This window comes from Pseudomonas sp. (genome assembly GCF_050739655.1).
Lineage (GTDB): Bacteria > Pseudomonadota > Gammaproteobacteria > Pseudomonadales > Pseudomonadaceae > Aquipseudomonas.
Map to the genome: position 1 here is coordinate 1 of NZ_JBOIBY010000232.1, position 21,176 is coordinate 21,176.

A 21,176-nucleotide genomic window follows, 5' to 3' on the forward strand; every position below is an offset into this window, starting at 1 on the left:
TGGCTTGGCAGGTCAGCTTGGAGCGGTCGAAGTCGATACGCCCCTGCATCACCCCGTTACTGAGCAACTCATAGAGGCCGGGGTTGGCACGCTGGATGATTAATGCCGGCAGCGACATCACCGCTTGGGTCGCGTTCTGCACGATGCTGCCCATGATCTGCTGGAAACCTTCGGTGGCGCCGTTCAGCTGGTTTTGCAGGGTATTGGTGAGGCTCATGTTGCCGCACATCATGTTTGCTCGCCAGGCCCCGCCGACGCCGAGACCGCTGGGTCGGTAGAGCGAGCTGGGTGAGCCGACTGCCGAACCGCCGCCGATGGTGTACATCACCCGGTCGTCGAGCACTTCGCCCTGCGTGCCCAGACGGTAATTGTCCTCGGCGGCGTGGACATGTGTGGCCACGAGCAGTCCGTAGAGCAACAGACTCATTACACCCAACCTGGGTCGCGCGAGAAGCCGACTCATGAAGCACCACCTTCGAAGTCGATGCTGAACAGAAAGGTTTGCCCCTCACGTTTGCAGCAGCTATACGGACGCCACAGCGACCAGGCGTAGCCGCCATGCGCGCTCTGTACCGGATCGCTGGGGAAGATGGCGCACGTGGGCTGAACCTGGGGGTAGAGCAATTGCCATTTGTGGGTCGAGGCGTCGTTTTCAACGATCGGGCCAGGCGGCCAGTAGCCGTCGCGTTTGGCGGGCGTCAGTGGTACGTACACATGCGGCTGCCCGTTGCGGGTAATCACATCGCCGGAACGTTGCGCCATGACGGCGGCTGCCTTGAAGTCGTCGGGCTGTACCAGAAAGCCCTGTCGGGGATAGACGTTGCCCCACATGTTTCCCGAAGCCTGCCGACCGATTTCACGGACCCCTGGCATGAGCGACTCGGGGTAGAAGCTTTCCGGGATGCCCTGGCGCCAGGCCAGCGAGTCCAGGGTGCTCAGGTAGTAGGGCATGAACGCTGTGGCACCGCTGGCGCAGGCATAGCCGGATTGAGAAGCCAATTGCGTGGCGGCCCAGCCACCGGGGTGGCCAATACCGTCGACGTTCTTGAAGCGGGGCAGGTTGTCACGGTGGGTGTTCGGGGTGACCAGGTTGCCGCCCCCTTCCGCACCGTTGATGGGAGAGGACAGAGCGGCCATCTCGGCCCAGGGGTTATTGCCGGTGGTGGCGTAGCTCGAGACCACCAGTTCAGGAATGAAATGACGCACCTTGGTCGAGGTTTTGACGGTGCAGCCGAAGGGCGTGCAGAGCAGCCAGAAACAAATGCCGACGACCCTGTAGGCGAGGCAGTTTGGCGAAAACACGGAGGCCGTGATGCTGGCGGTGTCCAGCGCCATGCTGGGGCCACACGCCAGCAGAATGCATAGCGCCAAGGGCCGTAGCTTTGTGGGCGGGATTGACGAGCAGGCAAGAGGCATGATCCAGGCTCTCGGTGTATGGCCTGGGCAGGTTCGGTTACGGACTGAAGACTGTCAGTGGAAATTATGAAGGCGGATCTATCGGATTTGTGAGGCGTGAGACTATTATCTGACGTGAAGAGCGCTGCGCAGGATGTCGGGTTCTACAAGTAGCTGATCTGTGGTGATTTCGAGAATATTGGCGAGTTTGCACAGGACCATCAGCGACGGATTGCCCGTGCATCGTTCGATTTGACTGACGTAGGTGCGATCGACCTCGGCCATGAGCGCCAGCTGCTCTTGGGTAAGGTTTTTTACGCGTCGCATCAAGCGGATATTTTCCGCCAGTTGCAGGCGCAACTGTTCGTAGTCTTGAGTCATGCGCGCAAACTGCGCCTTGAGGGACTCTCAATCCACGGGATATAGTCTACATTGGTATTGATCTAGGCCATTTGATGCTGATGTCTGTTATCGAGCGTTCATTTGGTGTCGTTATGATTTCGAAGCTGGGTCCAGCGTCTAACAATAAAATCAGCAATCTAGGGTGTGTATGGACGAAAACTACATTTCAATTCCCGCGGCGGATGGTTGCCCGAGTCTTCTGACACCGTGGGGCAGCGAGTTTGCCCCGATGATCGAACGTGGCGTGCAATGCGCCCAGGCTTGGCTTGATACGCCCGGCGAGATACCCCTGTGGTGGGAGCTGGCGCAAACCCGCAAGACGTTTCCTGTTGGCGACTGCCAGGATGCGTTTGAAGCCGGATTCCTGTTGAGGATTCAGCAGCGGCTTCAGAGCGTGTCACATTAAAAACTCTTGAAAGGTATGGTTCCAGACGCCATTCTTCTAGAATGGAGCCAACAGAACCGGCCTTTGCCCTGTTACCAACAGGCTCACGTAGCTAAGATTCTGATTAAGTGCAAATTCTGCACTCTCTGAGAACGTGGAGCGCGATATGAAAGCCAAACGAGTGTCGAGTGACGAAGTGTTGAGTGATGACCTGGTGAGCCGGCTGGAGAATAAGATCCCAGTCATGGCTGAAGGTGCCATCAATACCGCCTATATCAACGCGCTGGCTGCTGGCCGTAGCGTGATGGAAGTCGTGAACGGCATGCTTGTTGAAACGACTGCCGACGGTAAGCACAAGGTCATTCGGGTGGCTAAACCCAAGCACAAAGTGACGCAGGGTGGTGTCATCAAGGTGCGCCGCTGCTCATGATTGTCCCTCGGTTGAGGGTCTTTGCTGGACCCAACGGCTCCGGCAAGAGCACGATGAAAAGTGCCATCCCTTCCCATCTGATCGGCATTTACATTAACCCGGATGAAATCGAGAAAGCTGCCAAAGAGAGCGGCCGTCTGGACTTCAGTGATTTTCAACTGGAAGCGGAGAGTGATGAAATCCTCGGTTTCATTCGGGAGCATCGGCTGGTCAGGTCCGCCCAGCTTGATGAGGAGGCGGCCAAAATAGGCTTTAGCAGCAACGGCCTCGATTTCCAAACGGTCGTGATGAACTCCTATTTTGCCTCCGTGCTCTCTGACTTCATCCGGAACAAGCTCCTCGAAGACCAGCTTTCGTTTACTTTCGAAACGGTGATGTCCAGCGACGATAAAGTCGCTTTTATGCTCAAGGCGAGAGTGTCGGGGTACCGAACCTACCTCTACTTTGTGGCAACTGAAGATCCAGACATCAATATCAACAGGGTCAAGAACCGTGTTGCGGCAGGTGGACACCCCGTTCCTACAGAGAAAATTGTCCAGCGCTACGCCCGTTGCTTGAGCCTGTTGCCTGCGGCTATTTCCGCTTCGAATCGGGCCTACATCTTTGATAACTCCGGCGCCGATTTGGTGCTGCTGGCCGAAGTTACGGATGGGACTGACCTTGAATTCAAGGTTGATGAGGTTCCTGACTGGTTCATGGATGCCTACGTTGAAAAGGTGTCCAACGGCTAGCTGCTGGCTAGGCCTGAGCGGTGAGCTACTCCTCCCTTAGACCGGCTCTATTCCTCGCGCGCTATCGATCCGTTCGGCTACCCGGTAAGCCGCTTCCAACTCTGAGCAGCCGTGCTCCTGCATCAGTGTCCAACGCTCTGCTTTTTCCTCGGGCTCCGTCATGGCCAGGGCGAGGTAAAGACTGGGTGGCACGGTTCGAAACAGCGTTTCGAGCTTCTTCGACAGCACGACCCCTTCGGTGTATTTACCTGGTTCCTTGCTGGCGGAAAACAACAGGGCTTTCTGTGCCGGCGTGAGTTTCTTGAACCGTGCGATTTCTTCGATTTCCGCCGGCGGCATGTTCAGACAAATCCACCATTCGATCATGTTGAGCATGGTCTGCGCGGCCGTGGGGAAGTCGGCAAGGTTTTGCGTCGCCAGCCAGAACCACGCGCCGAGCTTGCGCCACATCTTCGTCCCTTTGACCACGAACGGTGCCAGCAACGGGTTCTTGGTGATGATATGGCCCTCGTCGGTGACCATGATGATCGGCCGACCCAGATACTGATCACGCTCGGCGAGATTGTTCACGGTGTTCATCAGGCTGATGTAGCTGATGGACATCTGTGCCTCGTAGCCTTCACGAGCATAGGTGGCCAGGTCGACAATGGTCACATCGCTCTCGGCCCAAGGCATACCCTCGCGATCAAACAGTTCACCCTCGAAACCTTGGCAAAACAGGTCGATGGACTCGCCCATTTCCTGGGCGCGCTCGCGACGCTTCTCCGGCAAGTGCGGGTCGGCGGCGACGTGCAGCAAGGCGTCGCGCACGTCGCGGGTCAGCACCTGACGGCCCACCGCGATACAGGTCTGTGCCGCATCGAGAATGCACTCGCGAATCAAGCTGCGATCGGCTCGACTCAGGCGCGCCTCTTCCTTGGCCTCGCCGCCGGTGATCATCAGGCGGGCGGTGATTTCCAATTCGCCGAGAATATCGCGCTGGTCTTCGCGACTGGTTACCACCTCGTCGTCCAGCTCATCGATCGACAGACTCGCCACCTGATCCGGCTGCTCGACCAGGCGCCAAGCATCGGCGAACGGGGCGAGACTGACCGAGGCGCCCGGTTTCAATTGGACCTTGTTGACCGACAGGCCCTGTGTCGCGAAGTAGTCGCCCTGCAAACCAAACGAATTACCGGCCTCGACGATAAAAAGGCGAGGGCAGTACACCGCCATGACCTGCATCAACAGGGTGACCAGGGTGGCCGACTTGCCGGCGCCGGTCGGGCCGAACAGTAGCAGATGACCGTTCATGGCCCGGTCCAGGCGTGACAGAGGGTCGAAGCTCAGTGGCGAACCGCCGCGGTTGAACAGGGTGATACCCGGATGGCCGGTGCCCGTGCTGCGGCCCCAGACGGGGGCCAGGTTCGCCAGGTGCTGGGCGAACATCAGGCGCGTGTACCAGTTGCGCGTGTCGCGGGCCGGGTTGTAAGCCATCGGTAACCAACGCAGGTAACTGTTGCAGGCGGCGACTTCATCGCCTTCACGTACCGGTTGTAGCCCCGCACTCAGCAGTGCGCTGGCCAGGTTGACCGAGCGCTGGTGCAGTTGCTGCTCATCGTGACCGCGCACGTAGAACGCCAGGGTTCCTCGGTACAGCTTGTGCTGGCGACCGATGATCGCGCGAGCCTCTTCGACATCTTGGCGGGTCTGGGTCGAGGCCAGGTTTTCCCCGATGGCTTTGCGCGCCAGGCGGTTCAACTGGTCCTCGAGCACATCTTGCGGTTTGACCACCAGGGTCAGGCTCATCACCGTCCCTTCGGGTAACTGGTCGAACAGAGCATTCAATGCATCGCCCTTACGGGTTTCCCCGGTGAGCTGACCAATCAAGGGGGCTCGGCGCAGCTTGTCCACCACCATGACCCGATGGGGTTGGCCGTCGAAGAACCAGAGTCCGTGCTGTACATCTGAACTCGGCTCATTGAAGAACAGTCGCTCGGCGAAATCGTGGTCGAAGGGCAGTTCCAGTGACACACCGTCGTTCGACTCCGGATAGGCCACGCGACGGTAGAACTCCTCGGGCGCTTCATCAGTGAGCCTGGGTGCCGGATTGAACCAGGGCAACAACCAGGCATATAAACCTCGTCCATCGACTCGTGTCGTTTGCACTCCGCATGCCTGCAACGAAGCACCGATACGTTCGCAAGCCTGTTGTAGGGATTGCTCCGGAGTGAGCCCCGTTTCCTCAGCGTCAGACTCGAGCCAGCGATAGACCACCAGGCGCACCCGGCGATTATTGCCACGCCAGGGCAGGCGTGTCACCACCTTATCGTCAAACAGACCGCCGGGCTTGGCGATGGCCTTCAGATGGCGGCGAGTAAGCTCCAGGTACGCTTGGGTGAAGACCGTGTCTCGCGCGCTGTCCTGAATATAATCGGTGAGCCGGGTCAGGTAGGGGGTGAAGTCGTTGTCGTCCTGGCAGAAAAACTGCGCCACCCAAGGCGCTTGATCCAGCTCATCGAAACTGTCCTGCAGGGCATCCTCGAGGGCATCGCGGGCCGCCATCAGCCAATCGGGTTCGCGCCCTTCAGTGCCGAGGGGCAGCAACTCGAACACCGCACCCACCGAGCGATTGTCATCCAGCAAAAAACACTGCTCGGTGTCGAGGTATTCGACCCACGGCAGGTGATCGGTGAAGCTGGGATTGTGCGCATTCAGAGCAGCTTCGTCGGCCAAGGTGGCGCGAGGTCGCAATGGGTGGCGCCAGGCTTTCCACGCAGATGTGCGTTTGCCCGATTCGCCGGTACGCACTACAAGTCTTCCTGACGTTCACCCGGTAATGCGTATTGCACCCGCTGGTAGAACGGAAAAACAGTCGAGTAACCCGGCACCGGTGCCTGCTCGGTACCACTCAAATGCGGATACACGTACAGCACTAGATCGGGATTGGGCAAGCGAGGGAACAAATTGCGGATCTCGTTCGCCGCTGTGCGCGTGTACGCTTCTTGGAGAGCAACGGAGAAATCTGCCTGGGCCAGCGGGCGGCGTAACTGCTGCCGAGCCTCCAGCAGTTGCTGCTGAGTGCCTTGCGAACCGACACCGTTCCAGATGTCCAGCATGGTTTGCTCGCCATGGGGCAGCATTGTCTCCTTGTCGGTGGAACACCCCGTCAAGCCCCAGCAGAGCACGCTAATCCAGGTCAGGCAGAGAAGTACGGTCTTTTTCATGGCGAACGCTCCGGCCCTTGGGCTCGTAGTCGATGGTGATCTCATGGTCGAGGTGCAGGGCGACCTGTGCAGCCGGTGGCACGTACACGGCAGCAAAGGCTTCGCCATACAGTTTGTTGACCCACTCGCGGATGTCGCTGACTCCACCACTGAGAACTGAATTCAGCGCGCTGTTGCCACTGCTGTTGGTGACCCCGAGCGTACTGCCGCCCGAACTGATCACGCTGCTGTTGTTCCGCTCATCCCCGAGCAGAGCAGCGACACCTGCACCGGCGGCTGTGATCAGGCTCTGGCTACCGAGGTACTGTTGGGCGTTCGAGCGGCGCACGCCGGCGATGCACGGAATGCCGTAGGGATCGGACAGGTAACCGAGTCCGCCACGGATCTTGTCGGTGCTCGAACTCTGGGTGGTGGAGGCATTGCGGCTGGCTACCGCTTTCGGTTGAGGTACCGTGCGGATGGTGCCATCGGTAAACACAAAGGTGATCGACTCGACTTGTCCGCGTACGCAAGACAGCGTCCAGTCACCGGACGCCGTGCCGCTCATCACGGCACCCGCGACGTCCGGAAGGTCGATGCCGTTGGCAGTCAGGTTTTCCGGACCCACCAGCACCTTGAAGGGATAGGGATCATTCACTGTGCCGTCCACCGGGACTCGGCCGATCAGTGCGGTCATGGCGACCGAACCCATCAAAGTCGCGTTTTCGGGAATGGTGTAGATCGGCTTCGCGCCTTCGGTACGATCTTCGGATCGTGTCAGGTCACGCTCACCCATGGTGGCAGCGCGTAGTTGTTTCTGGCTGCGATCAATCGCGTTGTCTTTCAAACCTTCCAGTGAGTTGAAGGCGGTAGGCAGACTCAGTGCGGAGGAAGTCTTGGCTTTGCCTCGAGCGTCGGTAGACCGAGCATCCGAGGGTTCAATCCACTGCATTTCATCATTGGCTGACTGCCGCCCTTCGAACTGGACACCATCGCCCGGCTCAAGACCCAATCCGATCGGCATGTCCTTGTCTTTGCCGGTCAGCCCCGACAACTGCTCCTGCAATTGCGTCAGCAGACCACGGGCCTGGCGACTGTCTTGTTCTGCTTTGAGTCGGGCCTCGTTGGCTTGTCGGCGGCCTTCGTCGACTTGCTGGGTCACGCTGCCCAGCGCCGTCTGGATACGCGAATCGACACTGTTTTCCCGCTCGCGCAGGCGGTTGTTTTCCGTCTGCAATGAGTCATTGTGTTTCTTCATACCAAGCATGTCGCTGCGCATGGCCTTCACCTGGCCGACCAGGGTGGCGACCGTGTCGCGTGGGGTATCGCCAGCAATGCCGAGCGACTTGGCTTGCTCGGTGGATAGCTGAAGGTTGCCCTGATCAACTGGGTGCTCTGAAGAGGGAGCGTTACTACCCGCGACCCAGGTTTTCAAAATGATCAACGCCACGGCCAGCAGCGCAGCCGGTACCAGCCATTTGAGCAATGCATTAGCTTTCATCGTCAGCACCTCGCGCAACGGGCGGGAGCAGCACGGCGTGTTCGAGGCCGGCACCGCGAGTGACGAGGTAAGCGATCGTGGTGTCTTCAGCACTGCCGACCGGCCCGAGGAAAGCATGTTGGAAGGTTGCGGCGAACAGCTTGGCCTGAAGCCGACGCGGGTCGAGTTGCACCGTCGCTGGACCACGATTGCGCAACTTCACTGCCGTCACCCAATAATCACCGAGCCGCCAGGCGGCGATGGGTGTGCTGGACACGTTTTCGGTCGGCAGCAGGGTCGGCAGTTCGGTGCGCAGCTTGAGTGGTCCGCGACGGACACCGGGCAGGGATTCTACGGTACGCAACGGCGCGTACAGGCTCTGTGCGGCATAGCGCGTCAATGCGACCGGGATCGGCGTACGTTCTGGAGCAGGGACGGTGCTAGATTCCGTCTCGGTAGCCTGCACCTGAGCATGCTTGAGAATGCGCACGGGCTCCAGCGATTGATCGCCAGGTGTGGCCGCGATATCCAGCAAGATGATCTCGCCCGTCGCGACCGATTGCAGATGCAGGCGGGTTGGCGCAATGACTTCCGACGCGCGCAGGTACAGCGTGCCACCGGTTGATTGCACGCGCAGCTTGCCCGTCAAGGTTGAGGGCACGCCGACTCGAACAGCCTCATCGACAAAAACTACCCGCTCCTGATTGATCACCAGTGGGACCGCGAGGGGAAGGCGTTCCCAATGCATCAGCTCGACGGCCTGCGCCGTAAGTCCCCATAACATCAGTACGACGGTGAGTCCTAGGATAGAAATCCGCTTCATGGTTCACCTCCAGGCGAGGAGATTTTTTGCGGCGTGCCCTGATAACAATCCAGTGCGAGCCCCCACTTGTTGCGTTCGGGGTCCAGGTCAAAACGCACCACGCGTAATGGATAACGCACCACCACCCGTTTCACCGGCTCCGCGGCGTAATACTCATCGGCGTTGAGGTCGAGCTTGACCAGCCAGCTGTCGCGGTCGAGTTGCTTGACCCTAAGTTCCGGATCCTCACTGTAACCTCGGCCCAGTATTTCGTAGACGCCCCGCACCCGCTGGCGGAGTTCACCGGCGGCCTTGCGGTACTCGTAGTCGCCATCGAGGAAGGCCTTGCAGGCGGGTGTCAGGTAGGACTGCAAACCAAAGATGGCGCGGCGATAATCCTGCTCGCCATCCGAAGGCCAGCGGTTGAGTTGGCCAAAGATGTACAGGGCAAAGGCATAGACATTCTCTGAGGGGATATCCCACCACTTGCGTGTGCTGCCCGAGCGTAGGTCTGGGGGGACATGCACGGTCAGATCAGTCGGTGCCGAACGCCAGCCATACCAGAGTCCGGCACAGACCAGGGCGAGGACCATTACCGCCAGGCGCAGGCTGAAGATGTGGGCCTGCTGGGCATCCACCTTGTTCCGAAATCGGCTCATGGCTGCCACCGGGAGAGGGCAGGGCGTAGTCGACGCGAACGGCGAACCGTCCAGGCACCGGAGTGAAGGATCAAACTGCCGCGACCCAGGCGCCAACGGCTGGCGAGTACCCATTCGAGCTTGCGGTACAACCAGGTCTCGGGACGGGCGCGTTTGGCCCGACGCAATAGCGTGCCGCCAGCAAATAACACTAGCGCCATGCCTGCGATCATGCCGGTTGGCGCCACGGCAATGGAGGCGGTGGCGATCGCCAGCGGAACGCCCAGCAGCAGGCCAATGACGGCGCCGGTGCCGAGCGCCATCCACATCTCATCATTGGTCAAACCGCGCAATACGGCGGGATCGCGATTGAGCCGTTCCGGCAGAAAGACCAATGTGCCGTCGGCAAGGCGTTCGATAGTGTCGTTCATGGCGTCCTCACAGAATCGCAGCGGCCTTGGTCAGGAACCAGATGATGATCACCACCAACAGGGCTCCTATACCGACGACGGCACCCAAGTCCTTCCAGGTCTTGCGCTGGTTCTGCACGTCGGCATACACCGTCAGCGAATGCCAGGCCACTCCGAGAAATGCGAGCAGGGCGATCAGCAGGCCGAGCAGGATGCCTCCGTCGTAGGCGTAGTTTTTGATCGTCTCGATCAAGCCAGATCCTTCGCCGCGCGAAGGGGCCTCCATGGTGGGAAGTTCGGCAAAAGCCAGGCTTGGACCGAGCACCAACAGCAGACCGATCAAGCGTTGGCTGACACGATCACGCAGGTTGTTTTTCAGAGGGGCAAAGCACTTGAGCATGGCGGCGATCTCCTGGGTTAGGACAGGGTGAAGAACATCAAAACCAGCAAGGTAAGCAAGACGCGCGCGGCACTGCCGCCGAAGGCTCCAAAGCGCACACTGCCGGCCGCCCAACCCCGGTAAGCCGTCCACATCACCCACGCACACCAAAGCAACGCCAGGACCAGAACCAGGGATAGCCAGAGCGTCGAACTGCTCTGTGCCGAGAAGCCGGAGGCGTTTTGGAACGCTGAGCTCTGGGCGTCGGTCATGCTCATGGCGACGACTCCACAGGCAGTGTGTCGAGACGGTAATCACCGACCAGCTCAGCGGGATCGCGGGGTTGAGCGCGTGAAGGGGACAGATAGCCCCGTATGCCTTGGCGAATACGTTGGATGTCCTGAGACAGGCGGGGATAGTCGAAGCGATAGCGATCGCCGGGTTCAGCCGTACTGGCTACCTCAGCTCGCGTTGCAAGGCGTTCGATGGTGTCGAGTTGCCGCTGGATAAGACTGAGTAGATCCTGCTCATGAGCCGAGGCGGCATAGCTGCTGCCGTGAACGATAGCCAGCGAGAGTAGTAAGCAGCGAAAGACGGAAGTCGGCATGATGCTGTCCCATATGGAGCTGGGAGCAGAATCAAGTCAAAGGGCGAATTATTCCGTAAGAAACCTGAGGTCTGATGAATCGCTTTTTCTGGGAAACGACCATGCCATTCCCAAAGATCCACCAGCACAGTTCACACGTACCTACTGGTCCGATCATGCCGGACTAAGTCGCGAGTAGTAGGAACAGCTCCATATCGAATGGCTTGCTCATGTTCGACTACCAATATAAGTCGATAACAGTTCGACACGGCCGAGCCCCAACTCGTAGCTAATTTGCATTCGGGCATCCTGATCCAGGCGTCGGTCGAGTTGGTAACAACGGCCACCGTTGATGGGCGCGAGATGATGAGTGATCTGCTCATAGCGTTCGCACGCATAGGCGACCCGAAGTTCGTGGAAGCCTTTGAGGTTGTGCGAATGGAGGATCTCTCGTGCGGGGCGGACGATTTGCCGTTGTAAATCGACATAGCTTTCGTTCGGTGCAAGCAGATTGCGGCTACCGTTGGGCGAAGCCTGTTCGGCAAATTTCAGCGCGTCACGAATAGGATCATTTACCGTAATCCAACGAAGCGCCGATGCACGTGAGTGGCCACCTTGGATGCCATCTCGGATGTTGATTTTGCCATAGTGTTCGGTCTCATGTTTTAGGCGCGGTAGGTCGGCCAAAATGGCCTCGCGCAAGCGCATGCCGGTGGCTCGGGCCAACTGAACGATGGCCACCGCGCGCGGCATTTGGTGTTCGCAGAGCACGTCGACGATCCGCTTCACGTGCTCATGGTCTTGGCCTTGCGGCACCGAGCGACGAACACTGGTGCGCCGCATTCCCAACGCCTTACCCGGACTCGGCACCACCACAGAACGATCGTCGCGAAGCGCCGCCATAGTCCGGTTCACGCTAGACAACCGGTTTTGCGCGGTGGCGATGCCGATAGCGCCTTGTTCGACTTGTTGGCGCAGATGCCCTGCGTAGTCCAGCAAGGTCTGCGAATCTATATGTCGCGCATCATTAAATCCAGGCCCATCCTCCGAACGACACCAGCGGACAAACGCCTGCCAGCGATCACTGTGCGCCTTGACCGTGGCGTAATGCCCGCCGCCAAAAAAATCGCGCAATGCTTGCGGTCCGGCATAACTCAGTTGTCGGCCATAGCCAAAATTGCGTCCATCTCGTCTACCAACCAATGCCATGATCACTCTCCTCTAGAAGCCAAACACCTGTGAGGGTTGTCCACTAACGCGGGACTGGCGGCTCCTTACGACCGGGAGCTTGAGCCTCTCATGAGCTGGCCCCATGAACACTTCCGCAGATAAACATTCGTGTCGCACTCAGAGATATTTTTTGAACGTCGCCGCTGTGATGGCCATGGCCACCCCGAGCATCACGGCGCCAGGCAGAAATACGGCCATGGGGTTGAGCGAGAAGGGCAGCGACAAGTAAAGGATCCAGGGCACGATCAGCAGTGGCATGACCGCTCGTTTAGCCCGGTGATAGACAAAGCTGCTTTCGCGCCCTGCTCCAAATTTTCGCAGGTCGCGGCGCATCAGGCCGTCGATAAAGCCGGTGAACATGGCCAGCAGAAACAGGGGAATCGCCAAGGCCAGAATGGTCAGGCGCACCACGAACGTGAAGCTGACGTACACCGCTGCCAGCACAAAGTCCTCGATGTTCACGTAGAGCTGATTGATCCCGCTCCAAAAGTCTTTGCCCTGGCTCGAGACTCGCGCCTGCTGGGCAAAATCCGTAAAACCGGTCTTTACCAGTAACCACTGCTTGAGGAAATCCAGCCACTGGACAATCGTCTGTCCAGGCTGTTGGATAATGAGTGAGGATGTGAAGTGCTCACTGAGCCAGCCCAGTTCGCTGCTCATCATCGCCTGACTGTGTCGCCAGCTTTGATCGCCCCAGAACAGCAGCAGACCGGCCCACTCGATTAGAATCGAGAACAGCAACGAGGCGATCAACAAACCGATAATGCGCAGGACCAGACTAATCGCCGAGACGATCAGCCCTGGGCGCTGGATGGGTTGCGGTGGAGGGCGCTGAGCTGAAGTCATCCTCCTTGACTCCACGAGATGCACTGTAGGGCCGACGGCGTCATGGGGCCTCCTGAGCAGGAACACTTGCATCCACCGCTGAAGACTCGCGTGGAGGCGTAACCCGATCTGGATCGAAGTCCAGCGTCGGACCGCCGCCACTTGCATTCCACCAGTGCCCCGCCTGTTCGTTGTAGCTGACGCGCATCCGCTGAGTGAGCTCTTGCAGATCCTTGGGCATGGCATCGTCCGGCGATGGTTTGGGCAGTGGCATGCGGACTTTCCAGAGCTGCCCGCCCACCTGGAAGGAGAACATTTGCCCCTTGGGTAAGCTGACGATGTGCGCCGATTCGATCAGTGGCACGCTGGTGCTGCTGACCCGGTCTTGGGAGGAGGAGGTGAAATCCGTATTGGCCTCCGGATCGGAGGTGTCGGTGGCCCCCGAGACCAGAGTCTTGGTCAGCACGTTGATCTTGGGCAACTGTTGGGTGAGCAGCTCAGCGGTGGCGGTTTCGCGCACCCGCAGCATCTGCAGAGTGTTGAAGTTGCCGATGACCTGGCCGGCTTTGGCTCGGCTGCCGATACGCGCTTCGATATCGCTGAGGGTTTGGGTATACGCCGTCACTTGGATACCCGCACCGCCGCCCTTGTTGATCAGCGGAATGAATTCATCGCCCATCAACTCGTTGAACTCATCGGCGTGCAGGTTGATCGGTAGCTTGTCGGCGCTGCTGCCTGCGGTAGGCAAGCCATGGTTGATGCCATGCTTGTAGATGTGCCCGGCGACCGAGACCAGGTCGGCGAACATGGAGTTGCCCACAGCGGCGGCCACTTCCGCGTCAGTCAGCGCATCGAGGCCGACGTAGACGATGCCGCGTTTCCGGATGATCTGCATCCAGTCAAAGATCGGTCGTGGGTCATCCAGGTCGGTGTAGTTGGGGGCCAGTAACTGGGCGGTCTTGCCGGTGGTGAGTTTCTCCAGCAGCGGCAGTAGCGACGCCACGATTTTGTCGAAGTAGGTGCGGTCGTAACGAACTGCCGAACGTAATCCATCCAACACCGGATCAAATACCCGTTTCACCGCCAGGTACTGCTCGATGGCCACCACCCGCTTTTCGCGCCCGATCATATGCCGGGGAATGTTCTTCTCGGTGAGCTTGCCTTCGAGCTGGACGATCACTTCCCACGCCTTCGGGTCGGTCTTGGCGAAAAACCGCTGGGCGTATTCGATGAACAGGGCGTCGATGTTGACCACATGTCGCTGGATCTGCAGGTAGTCCGGACGTCGGCCCAGCTCGATCAGTGCGCGGGCGATGATGTTGACGAAGCGCCAGGCGAACTCACGGAAGGCCGCCGAGTTACCTTCGCCACTGAGCTGCCCGGCGATGCGCGAGGCCACTTCCGAGATACGGCCGAAACGTCCTACAGCGTTATAGCGGGCGGAGATCGCCGGCCAGCCCAGATGGAAAACATAGAACTCTTTCTCCCGACCGGCGCGTTTGGCTTCGACGTACATGCGTTTGAGCAAGTCGGCATCGCCCTTCGGATCAAAGACGATGACCACCTCGTGTTCGATGCGATGAATGTCCTGGGTGATGTACACCTCGGCGAGCCGCGTCTTGCCGACACGGGTAGTACCCAGCACCAGGGTGTGACCAACGCGTTCGCCCAGCGGCAAACTGACTTCCGTTTCGTCGGGCTCGACCCCATGCAACAGTGGCGAGCCACCGACTGGAGGTAAAGGGCGTAACGGATTGAGGGCGTTATCCCAGGCCGTGACACGAGCCAGCGTCGAGAGCGGAAACGGTGCATGTTCCAGGCGACGTTCGAGTCCACGGGCCAGACGGTAGCGGGTCGGTTGCTCGACATAGTGGGCGACCGCCGGATCCTGGGCCTCGACCAAGCGCTGGGTGTGCAGGCGGGTCCAGCGAAAGCCGCGACCCATGAACAGACGTTTGCGGCTGACCGGAATCTCTTGGCTGGTCAGTTCGTAGCGGGGCAGCCGGCGGATATTGCGCCGATAGCACAGCACCTCCCAGGCTTGTCGCAGGCGGATCAGGCCGAACAGGCTATAGGCCAGCGCTGTAACCAGACCGATCTCGGGTGATAGGGCCACAGCCCAGGGCGAGTACACGCACAACACCGCAGCGGCGATGCAGATCGCTACGGTGTACAGCTCCACCGCTGGCCGGAGCTTGGACTCCATCACATGCACGGCCATGACCTTGACTCACTGTTCCAGTGAGGTGGCAGTGATCAAGACGGGGTAGTGCTCGATCTGCAGGCGGGTGGCGATGTCGTTGCCATTGACCGGGAGGATGGTGATGCCCGGAGCGGCTGCTCGAATCCGGGCCAGGGCTTCAGTATTGGCTACTTCAACGGCGAGGCCCGCCGCGCCCATTTTCTGCAATTCAGCCGCGCGTTGATGCAACCAAGCCAGCGACTGGCTATCCTCACCGACCAGGAAAAATGGTTGTAAGCCCGGCATGTTCAGGGCTCGAGACGTGATCTGGCCTGGGCTCAAGAGAGAGCTGCGGACGGGCGGTATCCACGCTTCATCGGCATAGGTGGTTAGGTCTGCATGTATGGCCCGATCAGGCTGGATCCTGTTGTTTATGGGCGGCCGGGAAACTTGAAAGTGGGGTCGGGTGAAGTCGCTAGGCTGATCCTCCGCAACGGTCAGTTCCGGCTGGGCGAAAGGTGCTAAGAGCAGGATGACATAGCCAGTAAGGGATATTCGTTTCATGGGGGTGTGCCCTGTTTGAAGGAGACCAACAGTCGTGCGAGTTGCCGGGAAAAACCTACGCGGTAACGCGCAGCCGGCGCGCCGCCTGCCGGGCGGTGATAGCGTCCGGCTGCTGAGACCCAATCGCCGGTGGCGGCGTGATGCTCCTGTAACAGCGCGGCGGTCACGGCGAGATTTCGGTAGGGATCCAGGGCTTCGCAGGGGCTGGAAAAACGTTGCCCGTGGTAACCCAGGTTGGTTTGCCCGAGTCCGGCGTCGACCCGCTTCGCGTCATGTCGGGCGAGCGCCTGAAGCAAGGCGTGACAGGCGGCTTGGCGACTGGCGAAGCGGTAGGGGATTCCGGCGATGTTCAGGGTCCACGGCCAGGGTCGCAGTCGACCACGGACGCGAATACCACTCTCTTGCAGGGCAATGGCGAACAGCACCGTAGAAGGGATATTGGCGTCATGCGCCGCCAGTTGGTAGGCCGGAGGCGGAAGTTCGTCAGCTTGGGCGGTGAGCACCGTCAGCACCAGCGCAAGACCACTCAGTCGAGGCGTTGCCATTGTCCATTCACCTGTTGAAATGTGGCAGGTAATGACCCCAAGGCACCCAGGCTGAACCAGCGACCACGGTCATGGTTCAGGGTGATCTGCCGGCGTTGGACTTTTGCCCGATCAATGCCTGCTTGCCGAGCCCAGCGACGGACGCGTTCATCCTCGCCTTGGCTGCCCACCAGGTAGATATCGAACGCCGTGTCACTGCTTTGCAGACGCTGCGCTTCGGCGGTGCAGGCCGGGCAGTGGTCCTCGACAAACAAGGCTTGGTGGGGCGCGGCCGCTGAGCTGGTAGGGGCCGGGGATGCCATGCCCTGGATCGGCAGCAGCCCGGGGAACAGCTTGGCCCAGGCCGCGGTGTAAGCGTTTTGGTAGGCCAACTCGCGTTCGGCGCGTTTGGCTTCCAGCGCTACTTGTAGTTCGGCATAGCGCTGGCGCTCTTGGTCGGTCTGGGCTTCGACTCCGAGTGTGGTCAACGGATCGAGGGCCGGGCTCCAGAAACCGCGCGGGCCGGCTTGGATCTGTTCGAAGCGCGTCCACTCCTGCTCCGTCAGCCCCCAGCTCGCAGCCTGTTCAGAGTCAGAGCGCCGCAGGGGAGCGGACTGCGTGTCCTGGATCCCTGATTGTGTTGTGACGGGGTTACCCATCGCAGCACTCGTGATCAGTAGCGAGACCAGACAGATGACGGGGAGGAGTGGCGCTCTGTTCATGATCGCTGCTCAAGGGAGGTGCACGGTCTGGTCTGGCTGAGCGGCCACCGCGAAGATGGCAGCGTTCGGTTCCAGTACTTTCAGCTGCCAGGCCCCGAGCTGCTCGCCCCTGTGCAGCAGCCGGACATCCTTGAGCGAGCGACTGTCATGAGGTGCGACCGCCAGAAAACGCTCACCACCACGGGACTCGACACTCAGCACTGAGAACGGTGGCGAAAGCGGGATGGGCTTGGGGCGAGCCGTCTGTTTCGGCTTGGTCGTGGAAGACGTCGGTGGTGGGGGGGATGGCTGAGTCTTTAGATTCAGGAGCTGCTGCTCGACGTGCTCAACGCGTCCACGTAGCGCGGTCATGTCTGCCGCGGAGGCGCGGGCTGCCAGACCATCGCGCAGTTCCTGTATTTCTTGCGCCCATTGATCCAGCATCGGATCGAGGGTATTGGCCTGCTGCTCCCCGGTATCGACCATCTGTTTCAGGTCTTTCAGTGCGTACTGCAGTTTTTCCTGTGTGTCCTTGAGGGCGCTTGCGTCACGTTGCAGGGTGTCCAACGTTTTTAGTTGCTGAGTGGTCGTGCTCTGTAGCTCAGTCACGCGTTGATACTGGTTGTACAAACCACCGCTCAGGCCGGCGACCACTAGGCAAAGCAATCCAATGATGACGGTTTGAAACGTCGAGGCTTTCATGGGCGCGCCTCCGATTGATGGGGCAAGACGGGTGTGATCGGCGTGACGCTGGCATTAGTTTTCTGCTGTTCGAAGCAAACCGAACGGCTGACCTTATCGGTCGTGAGTTGCCAAGCGGGGCCAGCCAACACTTGTAGCGCGCGGCGCAACGGGATTGGACCGAGCTGGTAATGGGCCGCTGGCAGGGGCCGGGTAAACAGCACCTCCACCGACGGGGAAACTGGACAGAGCGAATAACCCGAGCGCAGCAGCACGTAGTGCAACGCCTCCTGAACCGAAGGGCTCAAGCTGGACGGGATGCTCACGTCGATGATTTGCGTGAGCAGATCGCGTTGCTCCGGGGTGGGTTCGGTGCTGACCAGCGTATAGCGGCCATAACGAAGCTCTGCCGGATGGCTTCCTACAGTTGTGGCCGACGAGAGCTGGGCCCGATTGGAGCCACTGTCGATCGCTGGAGTGGTCGGCAATGGGCTGGGGATTGGTGCGGTGCAGGCGCTCAACAAACCCAGCAAGCAGACAGGCGTGAAAAAACGCTCCATGGAAAAAGCCTCATGTCAGATTCAGTGCAGAACCTGACATGAGGTGAAGGAGCGATTCAGTGAGAAAGTTGATTCAAGGCGGTTCGTGTTAACGCTGAACACGTTGCTATTCGTCAAAAATGGCGAGCCCATCCAAAACGGCAGCGTCGGGGTCGAAAATCAACAATCGCACATCCGCCAATGCCGCCAGATACAGTACGTCGACCAAAGCTTCAGGTGTGCTGGCGTCTAGTTGCTCTTGCCTCAGCGATGAGTAAGGGCGGTCCTCGATCTTCAGCAGGTTATCGTCAGTCCAAGGCGTGCCGATCAGTTTGCAACCGATGCCACAGCAATCCGGCAAGTTGAACAGCTCGAACAAGAGGCCGGTTTGCCACGGGGCGGAGTGACTGACCCACGCGTCCAGGCACAGCATCGCTTCGTTGGGAAGGTGTGCGGTACTGATCTCCCAGGCTCGACTGTAGTGTCCCGTTTCGAACCTCAAGCGATGGACCATGACTTGAGCTTCTTCCAGGGAGTACAAATCGCCGACGTGATGCCGCTCGTTGAAGATTTCGCCCATCACGGCGTAGATCACTTGGCGTACCAACCCGTTAGACGGGCAGCGTTCCTCCAAGTCCTTCGGAATGGATTGGCCATCGCTGATCAAGGCGAAGTCGTCATTGAACAGGCAGGGGAACAGTTGCAACTCTTCGTCCGGCAGATGTGCCTGTGTGTCGTGTACGGGGCGAAAGCAGGGAGGGCAGTCGTTTTCATAGGTGATCAGTAGCAGCCGTGCGATATTCAGGTTGTTGTAGCCGCGAGCAAATGGGTTTGAGGCCGTCAGCAAGATTGAGGCTCGGTGTGCGGGACTCATGAGGAGTTCTCCAGAGTGAAAATGAACAAGGCGCCCGAAGACGCCTGTGAGGATTACAGCCAGCCATGTTCGGCCAGGGAGAGCGGACGGCCTTCACCGACGATGAAGTGGTCCAAAACGCGCACCTCGATCACGGCCAAGGCCTCCTTCAACCGTGCGGTCAAGAGGCGATCCGCCTGGCTGGGTTCCGTACAACCTGAAGGATGGTTGTGGACCAAAATGACAGCGCTCGCGTTATGAGCCATGGATCTCTTAATGACCTGTCGAGGGTAAACGCTGGCGCCGCTAATGCTGCCGTGAAAGAGAACTTCGAACGCCAGCACCCGGTGCTGGGCATCGAGAAACATCACACCGAAAACTTCATGTTCCTGTTGCACAAGGTGCAGTTTTAGGTACGAGGCCACGGCGTCAGGAGAGGTCAGGGTAGGGCCGCGGGTGAACAGCCGACGATCCAGAATATGCAACGCTTCGTTGATCATCTGGTTTTCTTGGACGATACGATCAGCCTCGACATTCGAGGTTTCAATCAGTGTGAGTTGGGTGCTCATGGTGGTACCTCCGAAGGGAACAATCAGGGGTACACGCCCGAGGGGAGTGGTGTCCCCAGGTGGATATAGAGTGGCGGGTGTTAGCCGATGGCGCGCTGTTTACAGCCGAGTGAATCGATGGCGCTGGCCGTGCAGGGTTGAACCACAGCCGTCGCAGGGCAACGGGGAAAAAGCTTTGATTCCCCAGCCGGCTTCGGGATCGAAGTCGGCACTGATGGGCATTAATCGAACCAGGCCCCGATGGATATCGGCAATGCGTTTCTCGGTTTCCTCTGTCGTGTAGTAGAGCGATAACGCGCTGTAGTCCTCGTAAGCCGCAGCGGACAGGCAGTCGTCGCAAAGCCAGAAGGATTCCATGTCGGTTCTCCTGTGCGGATTGAAGAAAAGGCGCTCGAGGGAGCGCCTTGATGTGGAACATCGTGGACTGTTCAGGCGGACTGAACGATACGGGTAGCGTCACGGCGGGCCGTGCGGGGAGTGGGTGGAGATTCAGGTTCGACCTGAGCCTCTGTTGGTTCGTCGGTCTCCTCCGCTTCGGCATCAGCCGATGATGGGGATGGCTCACTGGTGGGCGCTTGCTCAGCAGGTGCTGTTGCTTCCTGCCTGGCGGGCGCTTTGTATTCGAACGTGCCGTTGACCTTGATCCAGTCGATGAACAGCAAACGACCTTTCAGACTGGCACCGGGTTGACCTTGTTTATCGCCTTTCTCGTAGAGAAACGGATCGATCCACAGGTCGCCGATACGGAACGACAGCAAGACCTTTTTCTCGGCGTTGACGGCGTCCATATAGAGACGAATCAAGCGTTCAGCTTCGCCCCCCGCGACTTTGCAATCGAAGCGGGTGTACTCAACCGAATCGGTGGCACCGTGCAGGGCGGCGATGTCGCAGGCCATGAAGGGTTGACCGCGGCGAACTTGAACTTCACGAACACGGTTGAGGTAACCGATACCGGTGGTGTGCAGATTGAAGTAAGTGGTTGCTTCTTGGGATTGGTTGGCGTGGGCCATGGTAGTTCTCCTGTTTCAAGGGAAAACGGCGACGCACGGGCCCTGACGGGGAAGTGAGCCCCCGTCAGGGTGGATAAGGTGAAGTCGAGCGATGAATGACTCGCCACCGGCAAGCCGATGACGATCAGAACGATGCATCTGGGGGAAATAGCGGTGCAGCAGAAAAACGTCTGAGGTGGTGATCCGCAGGCATGGGGTAGTAGGCATTCATCACCGCTGAAGCGGTAACCGCGCGAGCTTCCGAACGCTGATCGCACTTGGGTAAACCACCACGAACGTGGCGTAGCCTCGAAGGTTCTGGCTACCTGGGCTGGGCTGTCAACGACAGCGAACCACGCCCTTTGTATAAGCCTGTCATAGGGGAGCGTCAAGACGCTGCAACCCGATTTTTTATGGCCGGAATACAGTGGCAGTCGCTGGACTGAAGAAAGTGAAGAGTGGGCCTGGCGGGCTGCCAGGCGAGGAACAGAAAGCCACCTTTGGCGGTCTTACGCAGTCGACAAGCTCCTCGCAAAACTTTGTTTAACTGCGCCATGATTCGCCAACCGACCCTTGTCGTGGCCTGGGTCGGAAGCTACTGGCACGCATCCGCGCACAAAGGGTGCCCAGTGTTTCCCCGGTGGGCTCCGGGACTGAATACGATCGCTGAAGCGGATGACCGCTGTTGTCTGGTAG

26 protein-coding genes and 1 pseudogene are annotated in these 21,176 nt (G+C 59.3%); 3 read left to right on the forward strand and 24 right to left on the reverse strand.

Annotated elements, in window-relative coordinates; genetic code table 11:
• The 3 genes and pseudogenes from ACRESJ_RS11505 to ACRESJ_RS11515 form a co-directional block, all read right to left on the reverse strand.
• Nucleotides 1–463, reverse strand: a pseudogene (locus ACRESJ_RS11505) (integrating conjugative element protein); the annotation flags it as partial.
• Nucleotides 460–1,416 (reverse strand): TIGR03756 family integrating conjugative element protein, encoded by a 957-nt coding sequence (locus ACRESJ_RS11510; RefSeq protein ID WP_103406494.1) that lies wholly within the window; start codon nt 1,414–1,416, stop codon nt 460–462. The gene ACRESJ_RS11510 and the pseudogene ACRESJ_RS11505, both read right to left, overlap by 4 nt.
• A gap of 105 nt (nt 1,417–1,521) precedes the next feature.
• Complete coding sequence (locus ACRESJ_RS11515; protein ID WP_431758010.1) at nt 1,522–1,776, reverse strand: helix-turn-helix domain-containing protein; 255 nt, start codon at nt 1,774–1,776, stop codon at nt 1,522–1,524.
• 169 nt (nt 1,777–1,945) lie between these two features.
• Between ACRESJ_RS11515 and ACRESJ_RS11520 the strand changes: the two genes are divergently transcribed.
• The 3 genes from ACRESJ_RS11520 to ACRESJ_RS11530 all read left to right on the forward strand — a co-directional run bounded on the left by ACRESJ_RS11520 (nt 1,946) and on the right by ACRESJ_RS11530 (nt 3,343).
• Complete coding sequence (locus tag ACRESJ_RS11520; protein ID WP_016973553.1) at nt 1,946–2,203, forward strand: LasR-specific antiactivator QslA; 258 nt, start codon at nt 1,946–1,948, stop codon at nt 2,201–2,203.
• Nucleotides 2,204–2,348: 145 nt separating this feature from the next.
• The gene (locus tag ACRESJ_RS11525; protein ID WP_016973552.1) at nt 2,349–2,612 is read left to right on the forward strand and encodes a hypothetical protein; all 264 of its coding nucleotides are present in this window, start codon (nt 2,349–2,351) and stop codon (nt 2,610–2,612) included.
• Nucleotides 2,609–3,343 carry a hypothetical protein gene (locus tag ACRESJ_RS11530; protein ID WP_431758011.1) on the forward strand — a complete coding sequence of 245 codons (735 nt, stop codon included), beginning with the start codon at nt 2,609–2,611 and terminating at the stop codon, nt 3,341–3,343. The genes ACRESJ_RS11525 and ACRESJ_RS11530 overlap by 4 nt, the downstream gene beginning before the upstream one ends.
• A gap of 36 nt (nt 3,344–3,379) precedes the next feature.
• Here the strand turns inward: ACRESJ_RS11530 and ACRESJ_RS11535 are convergent, their stop codons facing one another.
• The 21 genes from ACRESJ_RS11535 to ACRESJ_RS11635 all read right to left on the reverse strand — a co-directional run bounded on the left by ACRESJ_RS11535 (nt 3,380) and on the right by ACRESJ_RS11635 (nt 20,501).
• The gene (locus ACRESJ_RS11535; RefSeq protein ID WP_431758012.1) at nt 3,380–6,133 is read right to left on the reverse strand and encodes a conjugative transfer ATPase; all 2,754 of its coding nucleotides are present in this window, start codon (nt 6,131–6,133) and stop codon (nt 3,380–3,382) included.
• Nucleotides 6,133–6,549 (reverse strand): TIGR03751 family conjugal transfer lipoprotein, encoded by a 417-nt coding sequence (locus tag ACRESJ_RS11540; protein WP_103406491.1) that lies wholly within the window; start codon nt 6,547–6,549, stop codon nt 6,133–6,135. Before ACRESJ_RS11540 ends, ACRESJ_RS11535 begins: the two co-directional genes overlap by 1 nt.
• Nucleotides 6,512–8,029, reverse strand: a complete 1,518-nt coding sequence (locus ACRESJ_RS11545) for a TIGR03752 family integrating conjugative element protein (RefSeq protein ID WP_431758013.1) — start codon at nt 8,027–8,029, stop codon at nt 6,512–6,514. The genes ACRESJ_RS11540 and ACRESJ_RS11545 overlap by 38 nt, the downstream gene beginning before the upstream one ends.
• Complete coding sequence (locus ACRESJ_RS11550) at nt 8,019–8,831, reverse strand: TIGR03749 family integrating conjugative element protein (RefSeq protein WP_103406489.1); 813 nt, start codon at nt 8,829–8,831, stop codon at nt 8,019–8,021. Before ACRESJ_RS11550 ends, ACRESJ_RS11545 begins: the two co-directional genes overlap by 11 nt.
• On the reverse strand, nt 8,828–9,469 hold the full coding sequence (locus tag ACRESJ_RS11555) for a PFL_4703 family integrating conjugative element protein (RefSeq protein ID WP_103406488.1): 642 nt from the start codon (nt 9,467–9,469) through the stop codon (nt 8,828–8,830). The genes ACRESJ_RS11550 and ACRESJ_RS11555 overlap by 4 nt, the downstream gene beginning before the upstream one ends.
• A complete protein-coding gene (locus ACRESJ_RS11560; RefSeq protein WP_103406487.1) occupies nt 9,466–9,879 on the reverse strand; it encodes a TIGR03750 family conjugal transfer protein in 414 nt (137 codons plus the stop codon). Before ACRESJ_RS11560 ends, ACRESJ_RS11555 begins: the two co-directional genes overlap by 4 nt.
• Before the next feature lie 7 nt (nt 9,880–9,886).
• A complete protein-coding gene (locus ACRESJ_RS11565; RefSeq protein WP_431758014.1) occupies nt 9,887–10,258 on the reverse strand; it encodes a TIGR03745 family integrating conjugative element membrane protein in 372 nt (123 codons plus the stop codon).
• A 17-nt stretch (nt 10,259–10,275) separates the two neighbouring features.
• Complete coding sequence (locus tag ACRESJ_RS11570; protein WP_103406486.1) at nt 10,276–10,515, reverse strand: TIGR03758 family integrating conjugative element protein; 240 nt, start codon at nt 10,513–10,515, stop codon at nt 10,276–10,278.
• Complete coding sequence (locus ACRESJ_RS11575) at nt 10,512–10,844, reverse strand: RAQPRD family integrative conjugative element protein (protein WP_103406485.1); 333 nt, start codon at nt 10,842–10,844, stop codon at nt 10,512–10,514. The genes ACRESJ_RS11570 and ACRESJ_RS11575 overlap by 4 nt, the downstream gene beginning before the upstream one ends.
• Before the next feature lie 207 nt (nt 10,845–11,051).
• The gene (locus ACRESJ_RS11580; protein ID WP_103406484.1) at nt 11,052–12,032 is read right to left on the reverse strand and encodes an integrase domain-containing protein; all 981 of its coding nucleotides are present in this window, start codon (nt 12,030–12,032) and stop codon (nt 11,052–11,054) included.
• A 138-nt stretch (nt 12,033–12,170) separates the two neighbouring features.
• Complete coding sequence (locus tag ACRESJ_RS11585) at nt 12,171–12,899, reverse strand: TIGR03747 family integrating conjugative element membrane protein (RefSeq protein ID WP_431758019.1); 729 nt, start codon at nt 12,897–12,899, stop codon at nt 12,171–12,173.
• Nucleotides 12,900–12,939: 40 nt separating this feature from the next.
• Nucleotides 12,940–15,099: a type IV conjugative transfer system coupling protein TraD gene (gene traD / locus ACRESJ_RS11590; protein ID WP_431758015.1), complete on the reverse strand. Its 2,160-nt coding sequence runs from the start codon at nt 15,097–15,099 to the stop codon at nt 12,940–12,942.
• A gap of 9 nt (nt 15,100–15,108) precedes the next feature.
• A complete protein-coding gene (locus ACRESJ_RS11595; protein ID WP_103406481.1) occupies nt 15,109–15,624 on the reverse strand; it encodes an integrating conjugative element protein in 516 nt (171 codons plus the stop codon).
• Nucleotides 15,621–16,169 carry a lytic transglycosylase gene (locus ACRESJ_RS11600; protein ID WP_431758016.1) on the reverse strand — a complete coding sequence of 183 codons (549 nt, stop codon included), beginning with the start codon at nt 16,167–16,169 and terminating at the stop codon, nt 15,621–15,623. The genes ACRESJ_RS11595 and ACRESJ_RS11600 overlap by 4 nt, the downstream gene beginning before the upstream one ends.
• Nucleotides 16,151–16,870, reverse strand: coding sequence for a TIGR03759 family integrating conjugative element protein (locus ACRESJ_RS11605; protein WP_103406479.1), 720 nt, complete (start codon nt 16,868–16,870; stop codon nt 16,151–16,153). The genes ACRESJ_RS11600 and ACRESJ_RS11605 overlap by 19 nt, the downstream gene beginning before the upstream one ends.
• A gap of 9 nt (nt 16,871–16,879) precedes the next feature.
• A complete protein-coding gene (locus ACRESJ_RS11610; protein WP_103406478.1) occupies nt 16,880–17,551 on the reverse strand; it encodes a chemotaxis protein in 672 nt (223 codons plus the stop codon).
• Nucleotides 17,548–18,090: a PilL N-terminal domain-containing protein gene (locus tag ACRESJ_RS11615; RefSeq protein WP_103406477.1), complete on the reverse strand. Its 543-nt coding sequence runs from the start codon at nt 18,088–18,090 to the stop codon at nt 17,548–17,550. The genes ACRESJ_RS11610 and ACRESJ_RS11615 overlap by 4 nt, the downstream gene beginning before the upstream one ends.
• 106 nt (nt 18,091–18,196) lie before the next feature.
• Nucleotides 18,197–18,943, reverse strand: a complete 747-nt coding sequence (locus tag ACRESJ_RS11620; protein ID WP_103406476.1) for an ABC transporter substrate-binding protein — start codon at nt 18,941–18,943, stop codon at nt 18,197–18,199.
• A gap of 53 nt (nt 18,944–18,996) precedes the next feature.
• On the reverse strand, nt 18,997–19,491 hold the full coding sequence (gene radC, locus ACRESJ_RS11625) for a RadC family protein (protein WP_431758017.1): 495 nt from the start codon (nt 19,489–19,491) through the stop codon (nt 18,997–18,999).
• Nucleotides 19,492–19,590: 99 nt separating this feature from the next.
• Nucleotides 19,591–19,848, reverse strand: coding sequence for a hypothetical protein (locus ACRESJ_RS11630; protein WP_103406474.1), 258 nt, complete (start codon nt 19,846–19,848; stop codon nt 19,591–19,593).
• Between the two features lie 71 nt (nt 19,849–19,919).
• Nucleotides 19,920–20,501: an STY4534 family ICE replication protein gene (locus ACRESJ_RS11635; protein ID WP_431758018.1), complete on the reverse strand. Its 582-nt coding sequence runs from the start codon at nt 20,499–20,501 to the stop codon at nt 19,920–19,922.
• Nucleotides 20,502–21,176 lie beyond the last annotated feature (675 nt).

Excerpts from the sequence above, each read along its gene's own strand:
- ACRESJ_RS11510 (WP_103406494.1), bottom strand. The coding sequence starts at position 1,416 with ATGCCTCTTGCCTGCTCGTCAATCCCGCCCACAAAGCTACGGCCCTTG.
- ACRESJ_RS11515 (WP_431758010.1), bottom strand. The coding sequence starts at position 1,776 with ATGACTCAAGACTACGAACAGTTGCGCCTGCAACTGGCGGAAAATATC.
- ACRESJ_RS11520 (WP_016973553.1), top strand. The coding sequence starts at position 1,946 with ATGGACGAAAACTACATTTCAATTCCCGCGGCGGATGGTTGCCCGAGT.
- ACRESJ_RS11525 (WP_016973552.1), top strand. The coding sequence starts at position 2,349 with ATGAAAGCCAAACGAGTGTCGAGTGACGAAGTGTTGAGTGATGACCTG.
- ACRESJ_RS11530 (WP_431758011.1), top strand. The coding sequence starts at position 2,609 with ATGATTGTCCCTCGGTTGAGGGTCTTTGCTGGACCCAACGGCTCCGGC.
- ACRESJ_RS11540 (WP_103406491.1), bottom strand. The coding sequence starts at position 6,549 with ATGAAAAAGACCGTACTTCTCTGCCTGACCTGGATTAGCGTGCTCTGC.
- ACRESJ_RS11545 (WP_431758013.1), bottom strand. The coding sequence starts at position 8,029 with ATGAAAGCTAATGCATTGCTCAAATGGCTGGTACCGGCTGCGCTGCTG.
- ACRESJ_RS11550 (WP_103406489.1), bottom strand. The coding sequence starts at position 8,831 with ATGAAGCGGATTTCTATCCTAGGACTCACCGTCGTACTGATGTTATGG.
- ACRESJ_RS11555 (WP_103406488.1), bottom strand. The coding sequence starts at position 9,469 with ATGAGCCGATTTCGGAACAAGGTGGATGCCCAGCAGGCCCACATCTTC.
- ACRESJ_RS11560 (WP_103406487.1), bottom strand. The coding sequence starts at position 9,879 with ATGAACGACACTATCGAACGCCTTGCCGACGGCACATTGGTCTTTCTG.
- ACRESJ_RS11565 (WP_431758014.1), bottom strand. The coding sequence starts at position 10,258 with ATGCTCAAGTGCTTTGCCCCTCTGAAAAACAACCTGCGTGATCGTGTC.
- ACRESJ_RS11570 (WP_103406486.1), bottom strand. The coding sequence starts at position 10,515 with ATGAGCATGACCGACGCCCAGAGCTCAGCGTTCCAAAACGCCTCCGGC.
- ACRESJ_RS11575 (WP_103406485.1), bottom strand. The coding sequence starts at position 10,844 with ATGCCGACTTCCGTCTTTCGCTGCTTACTACTCTCGCTGGCTATCGTT.
- ACRESJ_RS11580 (WP_103406484.1), bottom strand. The coding sequence starts at position 12,032 with ATGGCATTGGTTGGTAGACGAGATGGACGCAATTTTGGCTATGGCCGA.
- ACRESJ_RS11585 (WP_431758019.1), bottom strand. The coding sequence starts at position 12,899 with ATGACTTCAGCTCAGCGCCCTCCACCGCAACCCATCCAGCGCCCAGGG.
- traD (WP_431758015.1), bottom strand. The coding sequence starts at position 15,099 with ATGGCCGTGCATGTGATGGAGTCCAAGCTCCGGCCAGCGGTGGAGCTG.
- ACRESJ_RS11595 (WP_103406481.1), bottom strand. The coding sequence starts at position 15,624 with ATGAAACGAATATCCCTTACTGGCTATGTCATCCTGCTCTTAGCACCT.
- ACRESJ_RS11600 (WP_431758016.1), bottom strand. The coding sequence starts at position 16,169 with ATGGCAACGCCTCGACTGAGTGGTCTTGCGCTGGTGCTGACGGTGCTC.
- ACRESJ_RS11605 (WP_103406479.1), bottom strand. The coding sequence starts at position 16,870 with ATGAACAGAGCGCCACTCCTCCCCGTCATCTGTCTGGTCTCGCTACTG.
- ACRESJ_RS11610 (WP_103406478.1), bottom strand. The coding sequence starts at position 17,551 with ATGAAAGCCTCGACGTTTCAAACCGTCATCATTGGATTGCTTTGCCTA.
- ACRESJ_RS11615 (WP_103406477.1), bottom strand. The coding sequence starts at position 18,090 with ATGGAGCGTTTTTTCACGCCTGTCTGCTTGCTGGGTTTGTTGAGCGCC.
- ACRESJ_RS11620 (WP_103406476.1), bottom strand. The coding sequence starts at position 18,943 with ATGAGTCCCGCACACCGAGCCTCAATCTTGCTGACGGCCTCAAACCCA.
- radC (WP_431758017.1), bottom strand. The coding sequence starts at position 19,491 with ATGAGCACCCAACTCACACTGATTGAAACCTCGAATGTCGAGGCTGAT.
- ACRESJ_RS11630 (WP_103406474.1), bottom strand. The coding sequence starts at position 19,848 with ATGGAATCCTTCTGGCTTTGCGACGACTGCCTGTCCGCTGCGGCTTAC.
- ACRESJ_RS11635 (WP_431758018.1), bottom strand. The coding sequence starts at position 20,501 with ATGGCCCACGCCAACCAATCCCAAGAAGCAACCACTTACTTCAATCTG.